Origin of the sequence: Brevibacillus sp. FSL L8-0520 (assembly GCF_037963895.1) — a bacterium.
Taxonomy (GTDB): Bacteria; Bacillota; Bacilli; order Brevibacillales; family Brevibacillaceae; genus Brevibacillus; species Brevibacillus borstelensis.
Genome location: NZ_CP150171.1, coordinates 2,039,334 through 2,055,587, shown reverse-complemented (window position 1 = coordinate 2,055,587; position 16,254 = coordinate 2,039,334). Strand labels below are relative to the sequence as shown.

The 16,254-nt window shown below is 52.8% G+C and carries 17 protein-coding genes; 3 read left to right on the top strand and 14 right to left on the bottom strand.

The features are described 5' to 3' along the window. Positions 1-19: 19 nt before the first annotated feature. Positions 20-1,156, bottom strand: a complete 1,137-nt coding sequence (locus NSQ24_RS10210; protein ID WP_003390647.1) for a hypothetical protein — start codon at positions 1,154-1,156, stop codon at positions 20-22. A gap of 183 nt (positions 1,157-1,339) precedes the next feature. Next, positions 1,340-2,461 (bottom strand): D-alanine--D-alanine ligase, encoded by a 1,122-nt coding sequence (locus NSQ24_RS10205; protein ID WP_003390650.1) that lies wholly within the window; start codon positions 2,459-2,461, stop codon positions 1,340-1,342. Between the two features lie 228 nt (positions 2,462-2,689). Here NSQ24_RS10205 and NSQ24_RS10200 point away from each other — a divergent pair, with 228 nt between their 5' ends. Both NSQ24_RS10200 and NSQ24_RS10195 read left to right on the top strand, forming a co-directional pair. Then, complete coding sequence (locus NSQ24_RS10200; protein WP_003390653.1) at positions 2,690-3,184, top strand: hypothetical protein; 495 nt, start codon at positions 2,690-2,692, stop codon at positions 3,182-3,184. Positions 3,185-3,255: 71 nt separating this feature from the next. Further along, a complete protein-coding gene (locus tag NSQ24_RS10195; protein ID WP_003390655.1) occupies positions 3,256-3,450 on the top strand; it encodes a DUF4177 domain-containing protein in 195 nt (64 codons plus the stop codon). Positions 3,451-3,518: 68 nt separating this feature from the next. Here NSQ24_RS10195 and NSQ24_RS10190 read toward each other — a convergent pair whose 3' ends face one another. Beyond that, on the bottom strand, positions 3,519-4,814 hold the full coding sequence (locus tag NSQ24_RS10190; RefSeq protein ID WP_003390657.1) for a class I SAM-dependent rRNA methyltransferase: 1,296 nt from the start codon (positions 4,812-4,814) through the stop codon (positions 3,519-3,521). Between the two features lie 78 nt (positions 4,815-4,892). Here NSQ24_RS10190 and NSQ24_RS10185 point away from each other — a divergent pair, with 78 nt between their 5' ends. Continuing rightward, positions 4,893-5,831 carry a Na/Pi symporter gene (locus tag NSQ24_RS10185; protein ID WP_003390659.1) on the top strand — a complete coding sequence of 313 codons (939 nt, stop codon included), beginning with the start codon at positions 4,893-4,895 and terminating at the stop codon, positions 5,829-5,831. Positions 5,832-5,850: 19 nt separating this feature from the next. Here the strand turns inward: NSQ24_RS10185 and NSQ24_RS10180 are convergent, their stop codons facing one another. From NSQ24_RS10180 to hrcA, 11 genes are all read right to left on the bottom strand, one after another. Next, positions 5,851-6,516, bottom strand: coding sequence for an LrgB family protein (locus NSQ24_RS10180; protein WP_003390661.1), 666 nt, complete (start codon positions 6,514-6,516; stop codon positions 5,851-5,853). Then, positions 6,509-6,910, bottom strand: coding sequence for a CidA/LrgA family protein (locus tag NSQ24_RS10175; protein ID WP_339167732.1), 402 nt, complete (start codon positions 6,908-6,910; stop codon positions 6,509-6,511). Before NSQ24_RS10175 ends, NSQ24_RS10180 begins: the two co-directional genes overlap by 8 nt. A 199-nt stretch (positions 6,911-7,109) precedes the next feature. Further along, positions 7,110-7,775, bottom strand: a complete 666-nt coding sequence (gene deoC / locus NSQ24_RS10170) for a deoxyribose-phosphate aldolase (protein ID WP_003390664.1) — start codon at positions 7,773-7,775, stop codon at positions 7,110-7,112. A 4-nt stretch (positions 7,776-7,779) separates the two neighbouring features. After that, on the bottom strand, positions 7,780-8,208 hold the full coding sequence (locus NSQ24_RS10165) for an NUDIX domain-containing protein (RefSeq protein ID WP_031932413.1): 429 nt from the start codon (positions 8,206-8,208) through the stop codon (positions 7,780-7,782). Then, positions 8,205-9,563, bottom strand: coding sequence for a tRNA (N(6)-L-threonylcarbamoyladenosine(37)-C(2))-methylthiotransferase MtaB (mtaB, locus tag NSQ24_RS10160; RefSeq protein ID WP_031932412.1), 1,359 nt, complete (start codon positions 9,561-9,563; stop codon positions 8,205-8,207). Before mtaB ends, NSQ24_RS10165 begins: the two co-directional genes overlap by 4 nt. 43 nt (positions 9,564-9,606) lie before the next feature. Beyond that, on the bottom strand, positions 9,607-10,356 hold the full coding sequence (locus tag NSQ24_RS10155; protein ID WP_327955828.1) for a 16S rRNA (uracil(1498)-N(3))-methyltransferase: 750 nt from the start codon (positions 10,354-10,356) through the stop codon (positions 9,607-9,609). An 18-nt stretch (positions 10,357-10,374) separates the two neighbouring features. Continuing rightward, a complete protein-coding gene (gene prmA, locus NSQ24_RS10150) occupies positions 10,375-11,316 on the bottom strand; it encodes a 50S ribosomal protein L11 methyltransferase (RefSeq protein ID WP_003390673.1) in 942 nt (313 codons plus the stop codon). Between the two features lie 40 nt (positions 11,317-11,356). Then, positions 11,357-12,493: a molecular chaperone DnaJ gene (gene dnaJ / locus NSQ24_RS10145; protein WP_003390675.1), complete on the bottom strand. Its 1,137-nt coding sequence runs from the start codon at positions 12,491-12,493 to the stop codon at positions 11,357-11,359. A gap of 111 nt (positions 12,494-12,604) precedes the next feature. Then, the gene (dnaK, locus tag NSQ24_RS10140) at positions 12,605-14,443 is read right to left on the bottom strand and encodes a molecular chaperone DnaK (protein WP_024984575.1); all 1,839 of its coding nucleotides are present in this window, start codon (positions 14,441-14,443) and stop codon (positions 12,605-12,607) included. A 75-nt stretch (positions 14,444-14,518) separates the two neighbouring features. Next, a complete protein-coding gene (gene grpE, locus NSQ24_RS10135; protein WP_003390680.1) occupies positions 14,519-15,085 on the bottom strand; it encodes a nucleotide exchange factor GrpE in 567 nt (188 codons plus the stop codon). 56 nt (positions 15,086-15,141) lie between these two features. Then, on the bottom strand, positions 15,142-16,170 hold the full coding sequence (hrcA, locus tag NSQ24_RS10130; protein ID WP_003390682.1) for a heat-inducible transcriptional repressor HrcA: 1,029 nt from the start codon (positions 16,168-16,170) through the stop codon (positions 15,142-15,144). Positions 16,171-16,254 lie beyond the last annotated feature (84 nt).

The window sequence follows — 16,254 nt, the reverse complement described above, 5'->3', positions numbered from 1 at the left end:
CTGTATCAACTATACAACTCTACTGTTCGACAACATGTCGGTATTCATTGAGTTTGTCAGGCGAAAACGCGGAGTAATACATAGAGGCCAGGTCAGCAACATAGACAGATTTTCCGTCTTGCGACCATCCGATTACCCGGATATTGTCAATGGCAGACAAGTAGGGACTCCATTTATTCTCTCCGATTCCTCCGAAAGGATAGAGAAAGCTGCTCGGCTCCTTTTGATAGCGGATCATCATGTAGCTGTCCTGGGCATTGGAGGGGCGGAAAAACCATTCCGCTGCGAAAGCATGCCCTTTCGGCGACCAGACAATCTTGTCGATGAATTGCTCCATGATCGGCAGATGGGACTGTTTTTGCTGCATTACTTTTTTGCCTGTTTGAAGATCAAGGAAATACTCCTCGTTCTGTGTTCTGACATACTTGTACTTCATGTCACTGGAATACGACGGAAAAGCACTTAGCTTGTGCTCGTATTTGAGCCCGGTCGGAAGGTCGAGCTCCTTGTAGGCGGCGTTCGTTTTATAAAACAGCTTGCGCGATGTCGGCATCCAGTACAGGCTTTGAACATCCCGGCTGTAGCTGGGAGTCATCGCAAACCGGTCATTTATTTTCATTTTCAGAGTGGGAACATGCTGCAGATACAAGTGATACCGCACCTGCTCATCTGTGCCTTTCAGGTCCTTTCGGATAAAAGCGAGATATTCTTCATCAGGTGCAACCAGGAAGTCTGTGATCGGATACGCAGCGGATGCGTGCACCAGAACCTTCTTTTTCCCTGTTGCAGGCTCGAACAGCACCAACTGTTCGTTTTCCAGCATATACAACAGATCTTTGCGGGGAGACCATTTGGCAAAGCCGGGGAGCTTCACCAGCTTTTTTGTCTGCAAGTCGTAGAGATACGGGACGGTTGCATCCTGTTTCGAAAAGCCGATTTTCTCCCCGTAAACGTAGCGGCCCGATGGGGAAATAGCGGCTCTGTGCATCGCCGGCATCTGACCTACAGCCTTGATTGCTCTGCCGTCACCGCTTATTTTGTAAATTTCTGTTGGCGGCTCCTGGGGTTTGGGGGATGGCTGAACGGCCGAGGCCGCGGGAATCGAACCGCCGAGCAGTAATGCCATTGTCAAATAAGTAAGCAATAATCGCTTCATGGCAGAGTGACTTCCTTTCTCGTTATGTGTATCGTTTTCCAGCTCTTTTATAGACGCCCTACTTCCCTGTTTGTTTCACTTCCACTGCAAAAAGATCTGGCAACGGCCTTCTCTGGTCGGCAGAACATAAAAAGAGCGCCTGTCGCGCTCTTTTTCATGCTTGTCTATTGATGTGACTGCCTGCTATTCCAATTCTTCGGCATCCACGATATTTCGTTGTTTGTCCGCATGCCGCTCCAGACCGAGCGTGACCAGTCTGTCGATCAGTTCGCTGTAGCTGATACCGGACTCCTGGAACAGCAACGGATACATGCTGAATGGCGTAAATCCGGGCATTGTGTTCACTTCGTTGATGTACAGGCGATCATTGGCTTCGTCCCAGAAGAAGTCAACCCGGGATAGGCCCGAACCGTCCAAGGCGCGGAATGCCGTTTTCGCCATTTCTGCCATCCGCTCGGCCACATGAGCGGGCACCTCCGCCGGTATCTGAAGTTCTGTACCCGCACCCTTGTATTTTGCTTCGTAATCGTAAAATTCTTTGGCTGCAATGACTTCACCTACCGCAGAGGTAAGCAGCTCCTCATTGCCGAGCACGCCGATCTCCAGTTCGCGTGCCTTTACAGCCTCCTCCACGACCAGACGGCGGTCAAACTTGGCTGCCAGGTTCATCGCTTCGATCAGTTGATCGCGGTCCTTCGCTTTGCTGACTCCCACACTGGAACCCATATTGGCCGGCTTCACAAAACAAGGGTAGCCCAGCTTCTCTTCGATCTGCCTGATAGTCTCTTCCTGCTTTTGTTCCCACTCGGAACGCAGCACGCCAACATAGTTTACTTGAGGCAAACCGGCCTGGGCAAACACGTTTTTCATCATCCATTTGTCCATCCCTACCGCAGATGCCATCACTCCGGCACCTACATAAGGGATATTTGCCAGCTCAAGCAACCCCTGAATCGTCCCGTCTTCCCCGTTCGGTCCATGTACGACGGGAAAAATCACGTCAATTTCCTGCCCGATCGAAAAGACGGATGCTGGACGAACGGCGGCTACAAGCTGCCCTTCCGCTGAATCTTCTGGCTGCTGACTGCCTCCGTCCGACAAGCGCAGCGAATCAACCGCTTCCGGCAATTGTCCGGACAGCGTCGCTCCTTTTACCCAACTGCCGTCCAATTGTACGTAGACCGGCATGATCTCATATTTATCAGCATCAACCGCCTTCATAATAGACATGGCGGTTCGCAGCGAAACTTCATGTTCCGAGGACTTTCCTCCGTAGATGATTCCAAGTCGTATTTTGTTCCCCATGAACCTTTGCTCCTTTCGCCTCTGCGCGGGCAGAGAGCCTACCCGTATCTCATTCTCTCCCATGGTATGCAAACGCCCTATTTTCTTCTACTCACAAGGCTAATCCATCATCCAGCATACACAATCCCCCTCTCAAATACAAGGGACGTCACGAAAGCACCGCCTGACATTGCTCCTCATATTCTGTAACCAAACAGACATGGAGAATCCTTTACGGGAGGTATGTCCATGAGGGATTATCTGCTTTTTTGCAACTACTGCCGCATGTTTACGCTGCTCCACAGCTACAATCGGGAGACGGGCATGTTTTTAGGCGAGTACTCCCTTTTGCACAACGAGTACACCCGCAACAGCATCGTTCTGAATCGATTTTTACTGGCTCATGTCGGGCATGTGATGCGAGTGATCCCCTCCAAAACAGAGGAATTCCAGGAGATTATTTGCACGGCCGCCCATTTTCTGCAGGACGATATCGACAAGTTCGTCGAGGAAAGTCTGGCGCTTGAAAAATACAAGGAGAGAGATCGGCGAAGCGAACGGGAAATCGGGTTGGTCCAGTTGTATATACTGGAGCATCTGCTCGTACACGAACTGGAAAATATCACGGAGATTCGCGCTTCAACCCCGGCAGAAGGACAAGTTCTGCTCGGCAGGGAGCTCGGTCTGAAACGCGCCCTCGAGCTTCTCAGGAGCGCACTGGCGGAAAAACAGGCACTGGAGTAGGCACTCTTGCAACTTTGCCAGCTAGAGATACGTATAGATTGATAGAGAAATAGCCGCAGGGAGGTCGTGCCATGTTTGAATACAAGTTCGTCCGCGTCGAGTTGTCCCCTTTCCGCCGCCGTCCCAAGCAGGATTATCAGGCGATTGTAGCCGAGCACGCCAGACAGGGCTGGAGATTAGTACAGATTTTCGCTCCGGCAACAGGCGGCGAGGGTGCCGCCATGTACTTTGAACTTATCTTTGAAAAGCAAGCTTCCTCGTCTTGAGGTTCCGCTTTTAACGCTAAAAAGAGCGGGACATACGCTCCCGCTCTTTTTTGTTGCCTACCGCATGGCTATTTTCGATCGCGCACTTCAAAAATGGCGAATTTCAAGTAATGGGCTTCTTCTGCGCCGCTGATTTGCGGATGGTCTTTTCCCGCTCCCCGCCATTCGATCAGCCGCAAAATTTTCTTCGCATCCACCGCCGCTTCTTGAATCGTTTCCAAAAAGAGCTCGGGAGACATGTGATAGGAGCACGATGCGGTCACCAGAAACCCTCCCGGCCTCACCAGCTTCATCCCATGCAGATTGATGTCTTTGTACCCGCGGCAGGCACCCTTAACCGCTCCCCGTGACTTCGCAAACGCTGGCGGGTCCAAAATTACGACGTCCCATGAACGCTTGGCCTCTACGCTCTCCCGCAAATAGTCGAAGGCATTGGCTGTGACAAAATCGACACGATGCAGGAAACCGTTCAATGCGACATTCCGTCTGGCTGTCTCAATCGCAAGTTCGGAAATATCGAGGGCCGTCACTTTTTTCGCACCGTGCTTGCAGGCGTTCAACGTAAAGGAACCGGTATGGGTAAAGCACTCCAGCACTTCCGCTCCATCCCAAAACGGATTTTTGACGATTTTCCCCCTGCGGTCTACAGGGATAAGCATCTTTTCCCCATCTACGTCCACTTCCTGCATCGTAATTCCGTGAGCCTCTCCCCAGCCTTTCATCAGAGGAGCGATTGCCGCACGATTTTCCCGTTGGTCGTAGAAAAATCCGGTTTTTTGTCCCTCTACGATATCGACTACATACTTTAATCCATTCTCTTCGATCGTCACTTCCCGCGGACATTTGCCATACATCACTTCTTTGCTTTGGGTCAGGCCCTCCAGCTCACGGACAGGCACGTCATTTCGCAAATAGATGCCCGTCGGCGCAAATACCTCAACCAATGCATCCCGAATCCATTCCCGGCGCATTTCCATCCCGAGCGAAAGAATTTGGACGACCAAAATGTCTTCGTAGCGATCGACGATCAATCCTGGCAAAAAGTCTGCTTCTCCATAAATCACCCGGCAGGCCCGCGGATTATCCACAAATCGGGTACGAAACTCGGCAGCTTGTCTGATCCGGCGCAGGAAAAAAGAATAGTCGATCGTTTCCTGCGGGTCGTAGCTGAGAATGCGCACGATCATTTGCGAGGAGGGGTTGATATATCCTTTTGCCAAAAAGTGACCTTTGTGGTTCGTCACTTCTACTATATCCCCCGGTTCGACCTCTCCTGCAATTTCCATTACCTCTGACTGAAAAATCCACGGATGTCCCGTTTCCAGCCGTTTTTTCCTGTGTTGATGAAGCTTCACTTGTGCCACTTGGTGATCCTCCTTGTCATGCTCGTCTCGGTACAGGCATAGCGTAATATATAACCCGACAGGTAAGGAGGATCGCTTGTGATCGGTGCTGTCCTCGCTCCCTTTACGTTTGGACTGAGCTTTTTTCTATTGGGTATGTACGCCATGCGAACCGGCTTTCAGAATCTGGCCGGCAAACGCATGGCTGATTGGCTAGCCCGTTTTACCCGTACTCCTGTGCACAGCTTTTGGGTGGGGCTGCTCTCCACCTTTGTCCTGCAGAGCTCCAGCGCGGTAACGGTCTTGACCATCGGACTTACGCACGCAGGCATGATCGGCTTCGCCCAGACGGTGGGAATCATTCTCGGAACAAACGTTGGGACGACCGTAACGACTGAATTGATTGCCCTTCGCCTCGAGTCTTTTGCCGTGCCGATGCTGCTGGTAGGCGTCGCCATGTGGCTTCTGCCGCGCCGGCTGCCGCGCTGTATCGGGCTGGTCGTAGCGGGCTTTGGCTTGATCTTTCTCGGCATTGACACGATGCAGGTCATGGCCGGACCGCTCCAACAGTCCGATACGTTTCGCGCCTTGTTTCTGGAAAGCAGCCATTCCATCTGGCTCGGTTTACTCACGGGTACGATTTTTACGGCGTTGATCCACAGCAGCTCGGCTACCACCGCAATTACAATGGGGCTGATGTCCCATCACATTCTCTCGATGGAGACGGCCTTGGCGATTGTGCTTGGGGCCAACATCGGCACGTGCTTTACCGCCGTGATCGCGAGCTTTGGAACGAATGCTGCGTCCAGACAGGTGGCGTGGTGCCATACCTTGTTCAACGTTGCCGGTGCTCTCCTGTTTTTGCCGTTTCTTTCTCAGCTTGCCCTGGTCAGCGCATTTTTAACGGACAGTCCCTCGATGCAGATCGCTCATTCGCAGACGATCTTCAATGTCATCTGCTCGCTGGCTGCCCTGCCCTTTACTCGTCAAATTGCTGCGTTCGTCAGGTGGATGGTCCCTGACAAAAAAAGGACGTAAACGCGTTTCTGGCGTAAAATCAGAGTGAGAAAGGAATTAAATAAATGGCGGTGACAACTCCGGCCATAATCATCGCTACACTGGAGGCAGCGGTCTGGACTTGGGAAACGCGGTTCAGACTTGCCGTTCCGATCGCATGTGCGCTCGTTCCGACGGCAATACCGATCGCCCAGTCATCTTTCACCCCGACAAGCGCAAGCAGCGGACGGGCAAAAGCGATGCCGACAATCCCGGTCAGCGCTGTAAAGAATGCGGCCAATGCGGGGACTCCGCCGATGTTTTTGCTCAGCTCAACCGCGATCGGTGTCGTGACCGATTTGGTCAGCATGCTTTTTGTCAGCACATCATCCGTTCCAAACAGCAAGCCCAATCCAAAGACAGTGAGTATCGCGACTGCGCAGCCAGCCCCGACGCCAAGCAGCACGCCCCGCCAGATGTGGGCAAATTCGCGTATCTGTTTGGCCAGGGGAACAGCCAGCGCCACTGTGGCCGGGCCTACCCAGAAGGAAATCCAGTCTCCCCCCAGCCGATAAGCATCCCAGTCGCCATTGATGACCCACCAGATAAACCAGGCGCAAACCGATGCCACCAAAACGGGCTGGATAATAGGAAAACGCGCAGCGGCATACATCGCCATCTTATAGGCCGCCAGCGTTACGATTATCGCAAGCAATGGACTAAGCATCCAGCGACCTCCTCTCTGCTTCTGCCGGGGTCGGAGCAGCCGTCTTTTCCCGTTTCCGATCCAGATACCATTGGATCACCTTCCCGGATACAATCATGACAAAAGCGGGCCCCAGCACCATCGCCAAAATCAGTGGCAGCGGATTTTGCGCTACTGTCTGTAAATAGGATGCGACTCCTACCAGAATCGGCACAAATAACAGCATCATATGGCGAATCAGCAAATGACTTGCTTCTTCTACCCAATCCAGCTTGACAACCCCGGTGATCAGGGCAAGCGTCAGCAGGAGCATTCCCAGAAGGTTTCCCGGCAGTGGAATGTGAAGCCACTGGCTCGCCATCGTTCCGATCCCATAAAAGGCGAGCAGCAAAATGATGCCTTTGATGGTCTTCACGAAAACTCGCTCTCCTCTCTCCTTATCTAATCTCCCTATGACAAACAACTGTGCCCGGCTTAGGGCAAACACGCCTTTCCGGGCTGAAATTCCGTTAGATGGTGACATCTGTTGCAAAAGTATAACAGAAAACAGACTGCAGCAGCCTCGTAAAAGAATAAAAAAAGCCTGACCATCAAACGGTCAGGCTTTCCGTTGTTTAGTAGCCGCTTCCCGCTGCTTCCCCACCGTTTACAATCGCGATACCGGAGCTGGCGCCGATGCGAGTGGCTCCTGCTTCGATCATGGCAAGTGCTGCAGCACGATCACGGACACCGCCGGAAGCTTTTACACCTACTTCGGGCCCGACCGTTTTCCGCATAAGTGCGATATCTTCGACAGTCGCGCCGCCCGGACCAAAACCGGTAGAAGTCTTTACGTAATCTGCTCCTGCTTCGACGCACAGTTTGCAAGCCGTTACTTTTTCTTCCTCGGTCAAAAGCCCCGTTTCCAGGATCACTTTCAGGAGTACATCGCCACAAGCCTCCTTCACGGCGGCTACATCCTGCTTGACGGCCTCAAGATCACCTGATTTGAGTGCACCGATATTCAGGACCATGTCAACTTCCGTCGCACCGTTCGCAATCGCATCGCGGGTTTCCGCTGCCTTGGCTGCCGTCGAGTTTGCCCCGAGAGGGAATCCGATGACCGTGCACACCTTTACATCCGTTCCCGCCAGCAGTTCGGCAGAGCGTTTGACCCAGTAAGGATTTACGCAAACCGAGGCAAAATCATGTTCTCTTGCTTCCGCGCACAGCTTGTCAATCATCGCAGCGGTCGCATCAGGCTTTAACAGGGTATGGTCGATATACTTGTTCAATTTCATATTCCTACACCTCAATCCCGAAATGGTGCAAAGCTAGGCGAAGCACATTATCGTTGTTCCGGTACCCGCGCTTTTGCTGCAGCGCCCACGCCTCATCCGGAGAATGCCAATGGACAGCGTTGATCTCTTCCTCCTGAACAACGATCTCGGTAGAATACGCTTCTACCAGATAATAGTGGACCTCTTTATTGACCAGTTCTCCCGTGACAGGATGATGGTAGTCGTAATAGATGGTGTCCAGCTTTTCTCCCAGACGCCCTCTCACCCCAGTCTCCTCCAGTACCTCGCGGAGAGCTGTTTCCTCAATCGTTTCCCCTAGTTCCTGCTTCCCTTTGGCGAGTGTAACTTTTCCGTAGCGATCTTCTATCAGCATGATCAGCAGGTTGCTGTCTGTTGCTTGGTAGACGACGCCGCCAGCAGAGATTTCCTTCATCCCACGTGTTCCTTCAACTGCATCGGGATCGGTGTGTCCAGAACGCGGACAAACGTGCCTTTGCAGTATTCAGAGCCTGCTTCATCCAGCCGTACCTTGCAAATCTTGCCGATCATGGATTCATCGCCAGGGAAAACGAGATTGAGATAATTGTCCGAATACCCCATCAAGAGGCCGCTTTCGGGCGCTTCTTTGTAAGGACGCTCAGGAATAACCTCCAGGACCTCTCCGACAAATTGCTGGGCGTATTGAAGCGTCAGCTCTCGGTTCAGCCCCAGAAGCTGGGTTACGCGCTCGTGCTTGATTTCTTCCGGAATTTGATCGGTCATCCGTGCCGCTGGAGTACCTGTCCGCATCGAGTACGGGAACACATGCAGCTCGGCAAAGCCGATCTTTTGAATGAACTCGTATCCATTGCGGAATTGCTCGTCCGTCTCGCCTGGGAAGCCGACAATCACGTCTGTTGTCAAAGCAACGCCAGGCAGCGCCTCGCGAACCTTGACCATTTTTTCATAAAACTCTGCCGTGGTGTATTTCCGGCGCATCCGTTTCAACACGTCATCGTCGCCGGCCTGAAGCGGTACGTGCAGATGGCGCACGACGCGGTCTGAATGATTGATTACGTCGATCACTTCATCCGTGATTTGGCTCGCTTCAATCGAACTGATGCGGATGCGCTTCAAGCCTTCTACCTGATGCAGGTCGACAAGCAGCTTGGCCAGGTTGTAATCTTCCAGATCTTCCCCGTAGCCGCCTGTGTGGATACCGGTCAAAACGATCTCCAGGTACCCCGCCGCAACCAGCTGTCTCGCTTGCTCAAGGACACTTTCCGGTTTGCGGGAACGCATCAGGCCCCGCGCCCATGGAATAATGCAGAAGGTGCAAAAGTTGTTGCAGCCCTCCTGAATTTTCAGCGAAGCCCGCGTGCGGTCGGTAAAGTTGGGTACGTCCAACTCCTCGAATTCGCGCGCTTTCATGATGTTTGCTACTGCGTTGATCGGCTTGCGCTCAGAACGGATCTGATCCACATACTCGATCAGCTTCTCGCGCCCCTGAGTTCCGACAATGATGTCTACTCCCGGAATTTGAGCGATTTCGCTCGGGGAGGTTTGCGCATAGCAACCGGTAACAGCGACAATGGCGTCAGGATTGCGGCGGATCGCACGGCGAATGACCTGACGGCTCTTCTTGTCTCCGGTGTTGGTAACTGTACATGTATTGATAACGTAAACGTCTGCCTCATCCTGTTCAAAATCAACCCGCTCGTAGCCACTGTTTTTAAACAGCTGCCAGATCGCTTCCGTCTCGTAGCTGTTCACTTTACAACCCAATGTGTGGAAAGCAACCGTAGACATTGCGCCTCCTCCTTTCACTCTATCCATAAACGATTGAAATTTTTTATGATTGGCCCAAGGTACGCTCAAACTGATAAGATGCCGCCGCCAGCACGTATTGGCAAGCTGTTTCCGTCCGCAAGATACGGGGACCAAGGGAAATGGACCGGATTCCGGCAGCTTCAGCCGCTGCTACTTCCTCCGGGGAAAAACCTCCCTCCGGTCCGATCAGGACCAGCAGCGAGTCGCCCGGCATCAGTGCCGGCAAAACCTCATGCAGTGTTATACCGCCTTCTTTTTCGTATGCAATCACCGCACAGGTGTAGCGCGATGATTCCTCCACGATCTGTCTGAACGTGACTGGTGCCAGCAGCTCCGGCAAGATACTGCGATGCGACTGTTCCGCCGCTTCCTTGACAATCTTGCGCCAGCGGTCCAGCTTCTTCGCCTCTTTCTTGGCGTCCAGCTTGACGATGGTCCGCTCGGAGGAAAAAGGAAAAAAAGCGAACGCTCCCAATTCCGTTCCCTTTTGCAGGACCCACTCCATCTTTTCACCTTTTGGCAAACCCTGTCCAATCGTGATCTGCACCGGGAGCTCCCTTTGTTCGCGAAGCAGCTCCACAACAGTTGCCACTACTTCCTTGCCGGACAAGGAATCGATGCGAACAATCGCGGAACGTCCTGCTCCATCGCTGACGATGATCTCCTCGCCGCTTTTTGCCCGCATCACATTTACGATATGATGAACGTCATCGCCTGTAATGGTGACCTCTCGTTCGGAGAACAGGTGCGGCTCGACAAAATATCTTTGCATCCCGCTAACCTCACTATTTTATCTTTTTTTTGCTGTAATGGCTACCCAATCATCAATGAAAATGGTTTCCACGATCTCCAAACCGGATGCAGCCATCGCGTTTTTCACTTCTTGCGCTTTGGCTTCGATGATGCCTGAGGCAATGAACGTTCCCTCCGGCTTGAGTACGCGGTAAACGTCATCTGTAAAGCGAACGATGATCTCAGCCAAAATGTTGGCGACGACGAGGTCTACCGGTCCATCGACGCCTTCCAGCAGGTTGTTCTGTCTGACCGTAATTTTCTCATCGACTCCGTTCAGCTCCGTATTGGCCTGTGCGGAACGGACAGCCACCTCATCCAAGTCCATGGCCAAAACATGCTCAGCACCCAATTTGACCGCTGCGATGCTGAGAATAGCCGTACCGGTCCCGACGTCAAATACGCGGTCCCCCGGCTGCAGATATTTTTCCAAGGCCCGCAGGCAAAGAATGGTGGTAGGGTGTGTACCCGTTCCAAAAGCCATTCCCGGGTCCATCTCGATGATGACTTCATCCGGACTCTTTTGCTGATACTCTTCCCAAACCGGCTTGATCGTCATGCGATCGGAAACATGCACCGGCTTATAGTACTTTTTCCAGGCGTGGGCCCACTCGTCTTCGTGAACATCGTTTACGGCAATCGTGCCCTTTCCGATATCCAAGCCATAACCTGTCAACTCGTCCAGCTGCTGTTTCAACTCGCTCAGCATATCTCCGAGCGTACTGCTGTCTGCCGCCAGATACGCTTTGACGAATACGCCCTCGGCCGGAAAATCATCCGGGGATAGCTGGTAGATCTCACCAAATGGGGTATCCCAATCGCGATGCAGCACCTCCGGGTCTTCGATCACAACCCCGTTGGCTCCCATCTCGTATAGAAGATTGGACACTGCATCTACTGCCTCCGCTGTAGTATGGATACTAACTTCAGACCATTTCATGAACTACCAACTCCCCATTTACTCTTTTCCTTGGGCAAAACTACTCTCCGCGAAATGCGCGTTTCATTCTTTCAAAAAAGCTCTCGTTGTCTTCCGATGCCGGATGTCCAGGCGACTCGCCCGACAGCTCCGCAAACTCCCGGAGCAGTTCTTTTTGCCTGTCTGTCAGCTTTTTCGGCGTGACGACGCGCGCCTTTACATGCTGATCCCCGCGGCCGTTTCCGCGCAAGAACGGCACACCCTTCCCGCGCAGGCGGAAAAAGGTCTCCGATTGTGTACCAGCCGGGATCTTCAGCTTGACACGACCGTCAACAGTCGGTACCTCGATCTCGTCTCCCAGTGCCGCTTGGGCAAAGGTAATCGGCACCTCGCAGTAAATATCGTTCCCTTCACGTTCAAAAAACTCGTGCGCTTTTACCCGCAAGACGACGTACAAGTCTCCCGGAGGCCCCCCGTTGAAGCCAGGCTCTCCCTCGCCGGAAACGCGAAGCTGGGCACCGTCATCCACACCGGCCGGTATGTTGAGGTGAATTTTGCGGCGAATCTTGACCCGACCTGCGCCTTTGCAGGAGGTGCATTTCTCTTTGACGACCTTCCCTTTGCCCTCGCAGGTCGGACAAACGCGCCGGTTGACGATCCGTCCAAACGGCGTATTCGCGGCCACTTCCTGCTGACCCGTCCCCTTGCACGTATGGCAGGTTTCAACGCCGGAACCCGGTTTGGCTCCGGAGCCGTGACAAGTATCGCACTCGGCTTCTTTCGGAATCTCAACATCTGTCTCTTTTCCGAAAACGGCCTCCGTAAAATCGATGGACAGCCCAAACTGCAGGTCCGAGCCTTTGCGCGGAGCATTTGGATTGGCACGTCTGCCGCCGCCAAAGAACATGTCGAAGATGTCGCCAAAGCCGCCCATATTGTTCGCGTCGAAGCCGCCAAATCCACCGCCGCCGAAGCCCTGATTCGGGTCCTGGTGGCCAAAGCGGTCATACTGGGCGCGAGCTTGCGAATCGGACAGAACGTCGTACGCTTCCTTTACTTCCTTGAACTTCGCTTCGGCATCCGCCTCTTTATTCACATCGGGGTGGTACTTGCGAGCCAGTTTGCGGTACGCCTTCTTGATTTCCTCGGTATCCGCATCCTTGGAGACTCCCAGTACCTCGTAATAATCCCGTTTCATCTCCTGAATCACTCCCATGACAGTCAACTGTTATCATAGCATGTGACAGACTCGAAAAAAAGTCAAAGTCAGCGTTCCGTGACTTTGACTTCTTTTCTCGCTATCATTCGCTTACTTCTTGTCGTCGACAACCTCGTAGTCAGCGTCTACGACATTCTCTTTTTTCGCATCGCCGGATGCATCCTGGGCATTGGCTCCCTGTGCGGCCTGAGCTGCTTGTGCAGCCTGCTCATACAGTTTCACGGAGATTTGCTGAATGATCTGGGACAGTTCGTCCTTGGCTGTCTTGATCTCGTCCAGGTTTCCACCTTCGAGTGCCTTTTTCACCTTATCCTTGGCTTCATTCGCTTTATCGATTTCAGCCTGATCTACCTTGCCTTCTACTTCCTTCAAGGTTTTCTCGGTAGTGAACACGAGCTGGTCGGCTTCATTGCGGACTTCTACCGCTTCTTTGCGCTGTTTGTCGGCCTCGGCGTTCAATTCGGCCTCTTTTACCATGCGTTCAATCTCTTCATCGGACAGACCGGAGTTAGAGGTGATCGTAATGCGCTGCTCTTTGCCGGTACCCATATCCTTCGCGCGAACGTTTACGATGCCGTTGGCGTCGATATCGAAGGATACTTCGATTTGCGGGATGCCGCGAGGAGCCGGCGGGATATCGGAGAGCGTGAAGCGGCCGAGTGTTTTGTTGTCTGCCGCCATTTGGCGCTCCCCTTGCAGCACGTGGATTTCCACGGATGTCTGGTTGTCGGCAGCCGTAGAGAACACCTGCGATTTGCTGGTCGGAATCGTCGTATTGCGCTCAATCAGCTTCGTAAATACGCCGCCCAGCGTTTCAATACCGAGAGACAGCGGGGTTACGTCAAGCAGAACAACGTCTGTCACGTCACCGGTCAGAACGCCCGCTTGCACGGCAGCACCCAGTGCGACGACTTCATCCGGGTTGACACCTTTGTGCGGTTCTTTGCCGGTAAACTTCTTGATCGCTTCCTGTACGGCCGGAATCCGGGTAGAGCCCCCTACGAGGATAACGCGGTCAATTTCGTTTGCGGAAAGACCCGCATCCTGCAGCGCCTGACGGGTTGGGCCCATCGTGCGTTCCACGAGGTGAGCGGAAAGCTCTTCGAATTTCGCACGGGTCAGGTTGAGTTCCAAGTGTTTCGGACCAGTTGCGTCTGCTGTGATGAACGGCAGAGAGATCGTGGTCGTCAAAACGCCGGAGAGGTCCTTTTTCGCTTTTTCCGCAGCATCCTTCAGACGTTGCAGAGCCATGCGGTCTTTGGACAGATCGATACCGTGCTCCTTCTTGAACTCGCTCACGAGGTAATCGATAATCACCTGGTCAAAATCGTCACCACCGAGCTTGTTGTCGCCGGAAGTTGCTTTTACTTCGAAGAAGCCCTCTGAAAGCTCAAGAATCGAAACGTCAAACGTACCGCCGCCCAGGTCGTATACGAGGACAGTCTGGTCTTCCGTCTTTTCCATTCCGTATGCCAGTGCAGCCGCAGTCGGCTCGTTCACGATCCGCAGAACTTCCAAACCGGCGATTTTGCCGGCGTCCTTGGTCGCTTGGCGCTGGCTGTCGTTGAAGTAGGCTGGAACCGTAATAACTGCCTTGGTGACCGTTTCACCGAGGTACGCTTCCGCGTCGGCTTTCAGCTTTTGCAAAATCATCGCCGATACTTCCTGCGGCGTATACTCTTTTCCTTCCAGTGTCACCTTGTGGTTTGTCCCCATGTAACGCTTGACTGACATGACGGTGTTGTCTGGATTGGTGATCGCCTGGCGTTTCGCCGCTTCACCTACGATACGCTCGCCATTTTTGAAAGCAACTACGGAAGGTGTGGTACGGTTGCCTTCGGGATTGGGGATAACGACAGGCTCGCCGCCCTCCATAACTGCTACGCAAGAGTTTGTTGTTCCCAAGTCAATACCGATTACACGACTCATACTGTAAAATCCTCCTCACGACTTCACTCACTAGTTATTCATGCTTGCTGTATGACGCTAAAAAAAGAAAATCGGCTAGGCGTTCACTTTCACCATGGCAGGACGAATGACACGGTCCTTGAATTGATAGCCTTTTTGCAGCTCTTCAACAACCACGCCGGATCCGTACTCAGGATCCTCCGTTTGCATGACCGCCTGGTGAACATGGGGATCAAAAGGCTGTCCCTTCGCCGGAATGGGTGCAAGTCCTTCCTTTTCAAATACTTGAACCATCTGGCGGTACACCATATCGACACCAGTCAAAAGCGATTCGACAGTCATCGCCTCTTTGTCGGCAGAAAGCGCCCTTTCAAAGTTGTCCAGTACAGGCAGCAGCTCCTCCACCACTTTTTGCGAGGCGTACTTCGCCAGATCCTCTTGTTCTTTTCTCAGGCGGCGCCGCATGTTTTCCATGTCTGCCATCGCTCTCAACAGGCGGTTGTTGTTCTCTTCTGCCTGCGCTCTCCAGCGCTCCGCTTCCTGCTGCCAATCGATCTGTTCCGCTTGCTCGGAAGCAGGATCGACGGTTTGCTCCGCTTTGTCAGTCGTCTCTTCTGCTGCGTTGTCTGGTGAAACATCCTGGGTCATTTTTTCATCGTTCAAGATTCAAATACCTCCTGTGACCGCCGAGGCACTACGGCCGAGACGTTCCCATATTCCTATTTCTCAAATTCTGATGTCAGCATTTGCGAGAGACCTTCCGCCAGGTAATTCAACACGGTGATGACTTTGCTGTATTCCATTCGGGTAGGCCCAAGTATTCCAACCATCCCCACAGGCTTTCCGCCCAAAGAATAGGATGTCGTAATGATGCTGCACTGCTTGATGGCATCCAACTGATTTTCCTGCCCGATCCGGACAGTCAGCCCTTCCGCGGGCGCTCCGAACAAATGAATCAGCTGGTCATTTCGCTCCAGAAGCTCAAGAATATCCTTCACCTTATCGACATCGCGAAACTCCGGCTGGTTCATGATCTTGGTCGCTCCGCGCAAATAGACGCGTTCTTTTTCTTCCCGGGTCAAAGAGTCTTCCAGGATATGCAGCATCTCTTCGTACTGCTCTACGTGACGTCTCATCTCGCCTGCTATTTCCTGATAAAGGCGCTGCCGCAGCTGCCACAGCGGAACATCAGACAGCTTGGTGTTCAAGATGTTGACCAGCTTTTCAATCTCCTGCGGCCGGACGCCCTTTGGCAGATCGATCAGCTTGTTTTCCACACGACCAGTATTGGTCACCACGATGGCTACTGCCTGTTCTTCGTTCAAGGGAACGATTTGAATATGTTTCAGCCGATGCTCAAAGATCTCCGGACCGAGCACGATAGCCGTGTAGTTGGTCACATGAGAAAGAATTTGAGCGGTGTATTCGATCACCTGTTCAAAGTGATGAATACGCTCGGCAAACAGCTGCTTCAGCTTTCCCAATTCCAGGTCGTTCAATAAATGCGGCTGGATCAGGTTGTCTACGTAAAAGCGATACCCTTTGGTGGAGGGCACCCTTCCCGCCGAGGTATGCGGCTGTTCCAGATACCCCAGCTCTTCCAAGTCGGCCATTTCGTTGCGAATCGTCGCCGAACTAAAGCCGATGCCATCTTTTTTGGAAATGGTTCGGGAGCCTACAGGTTCGGCCGAATGAATGTAATTATCGACAATCGCATTGAGAATCAATCGTTGGCGGTCCGATAACATGCTGCCTTCGCCTCCCTGTTGTTAGCACTCAGATGTATCGAGTGCTAAATCTATTTATTAAGTTATCAATACGGGAGGAATTTG

Coding starts and splice junctions, on each gene's coding strand:
- deoC (WP_003390664.1), bottom strand. CDS start 7,775: ATGAAATTGAACAAGTATATCGACCATACCCTGTTAAAGCCTGATGCG.
- dnaJ (WP_003390675.1), bottom strand. CDS start 12,493: ATGAAACGGGATTATTACGAGGTACTGGGAGTCTCCAAGGATGCGGAT.
- NSQ24_RS10180 (WP_003390661.1), bottom strand. CDS start 6,516: ATGCTTAGTCCATTGCTTGCGATAATCGTAACGCTGGCGGCCTATAAG.
- NSQ24_RS10195 (WP_003390655.1), top strand. CDS start 3,256: ATGTTTGAATACAAGTTCGTCCGCGTCGAGTTGTCCCCTTTCCGCCGC.
- NSQ24_RS10165 (WP_031932413.1), bottom strand. CDS start 8,208: ATGAAGGAAATCTCTGCTGGCGGCGTCGTCTACCAAGCAACAGACAGC.
- NSQ24_RS10210 (WP_003390647.1), bottom strand. CDS start 1,156: ATGAAGCGATTATTGCTTACTTATTTGACAATGGCATTACTGCTCGGC.
- hrcA (WP_003390682.1), bottom strand. CDS start 16,170: ATGTTATCGGACCGCCAACGATTGATTCTCAATGCGATTGTCGATAAT.
- NSQ24_RS10200 (WP_003390653.1), top strand. CDS start 2,690: ATGAGGGATTATCTGCTTTTTTGCAACTACTGCCGCATGTTTACGCTG.
- prmA (WP_003390673.1), bottom strand. CDS start 11,316: ATGAAATGGTCTGAAGTTAGTATCCATACTACAGCGGAGGCAGTAGAT.
- dnaK (WP_024984575.1), bottom strand. CDS start 14,443: ATGAGTCGTGTAATCGGTATTGACTTGGGAACAACAAACTCTTGCGTA.
- mtaB (WP_031932412.1), bottom strand. CDS start 9,563: ATGTCTACGGTTGCTTTCCACACATTGGGTTGTAAAGTGAACAGCTAC.
- NSQ24_RS10205 (WP_003390650.1), bottom strand. CDS start 2,461: ATGGGGAACAAAATACGACTTGGAATCATCTACGGAGGAAAGTCCTCG.
- NSQ24_RS10155 (WP_327955828.1), bottom strand. CDS start 10,356: ATGCAAAGATATTTTGTCGAGCCGCACCTGTTCTCCGAACGAGAGGTC.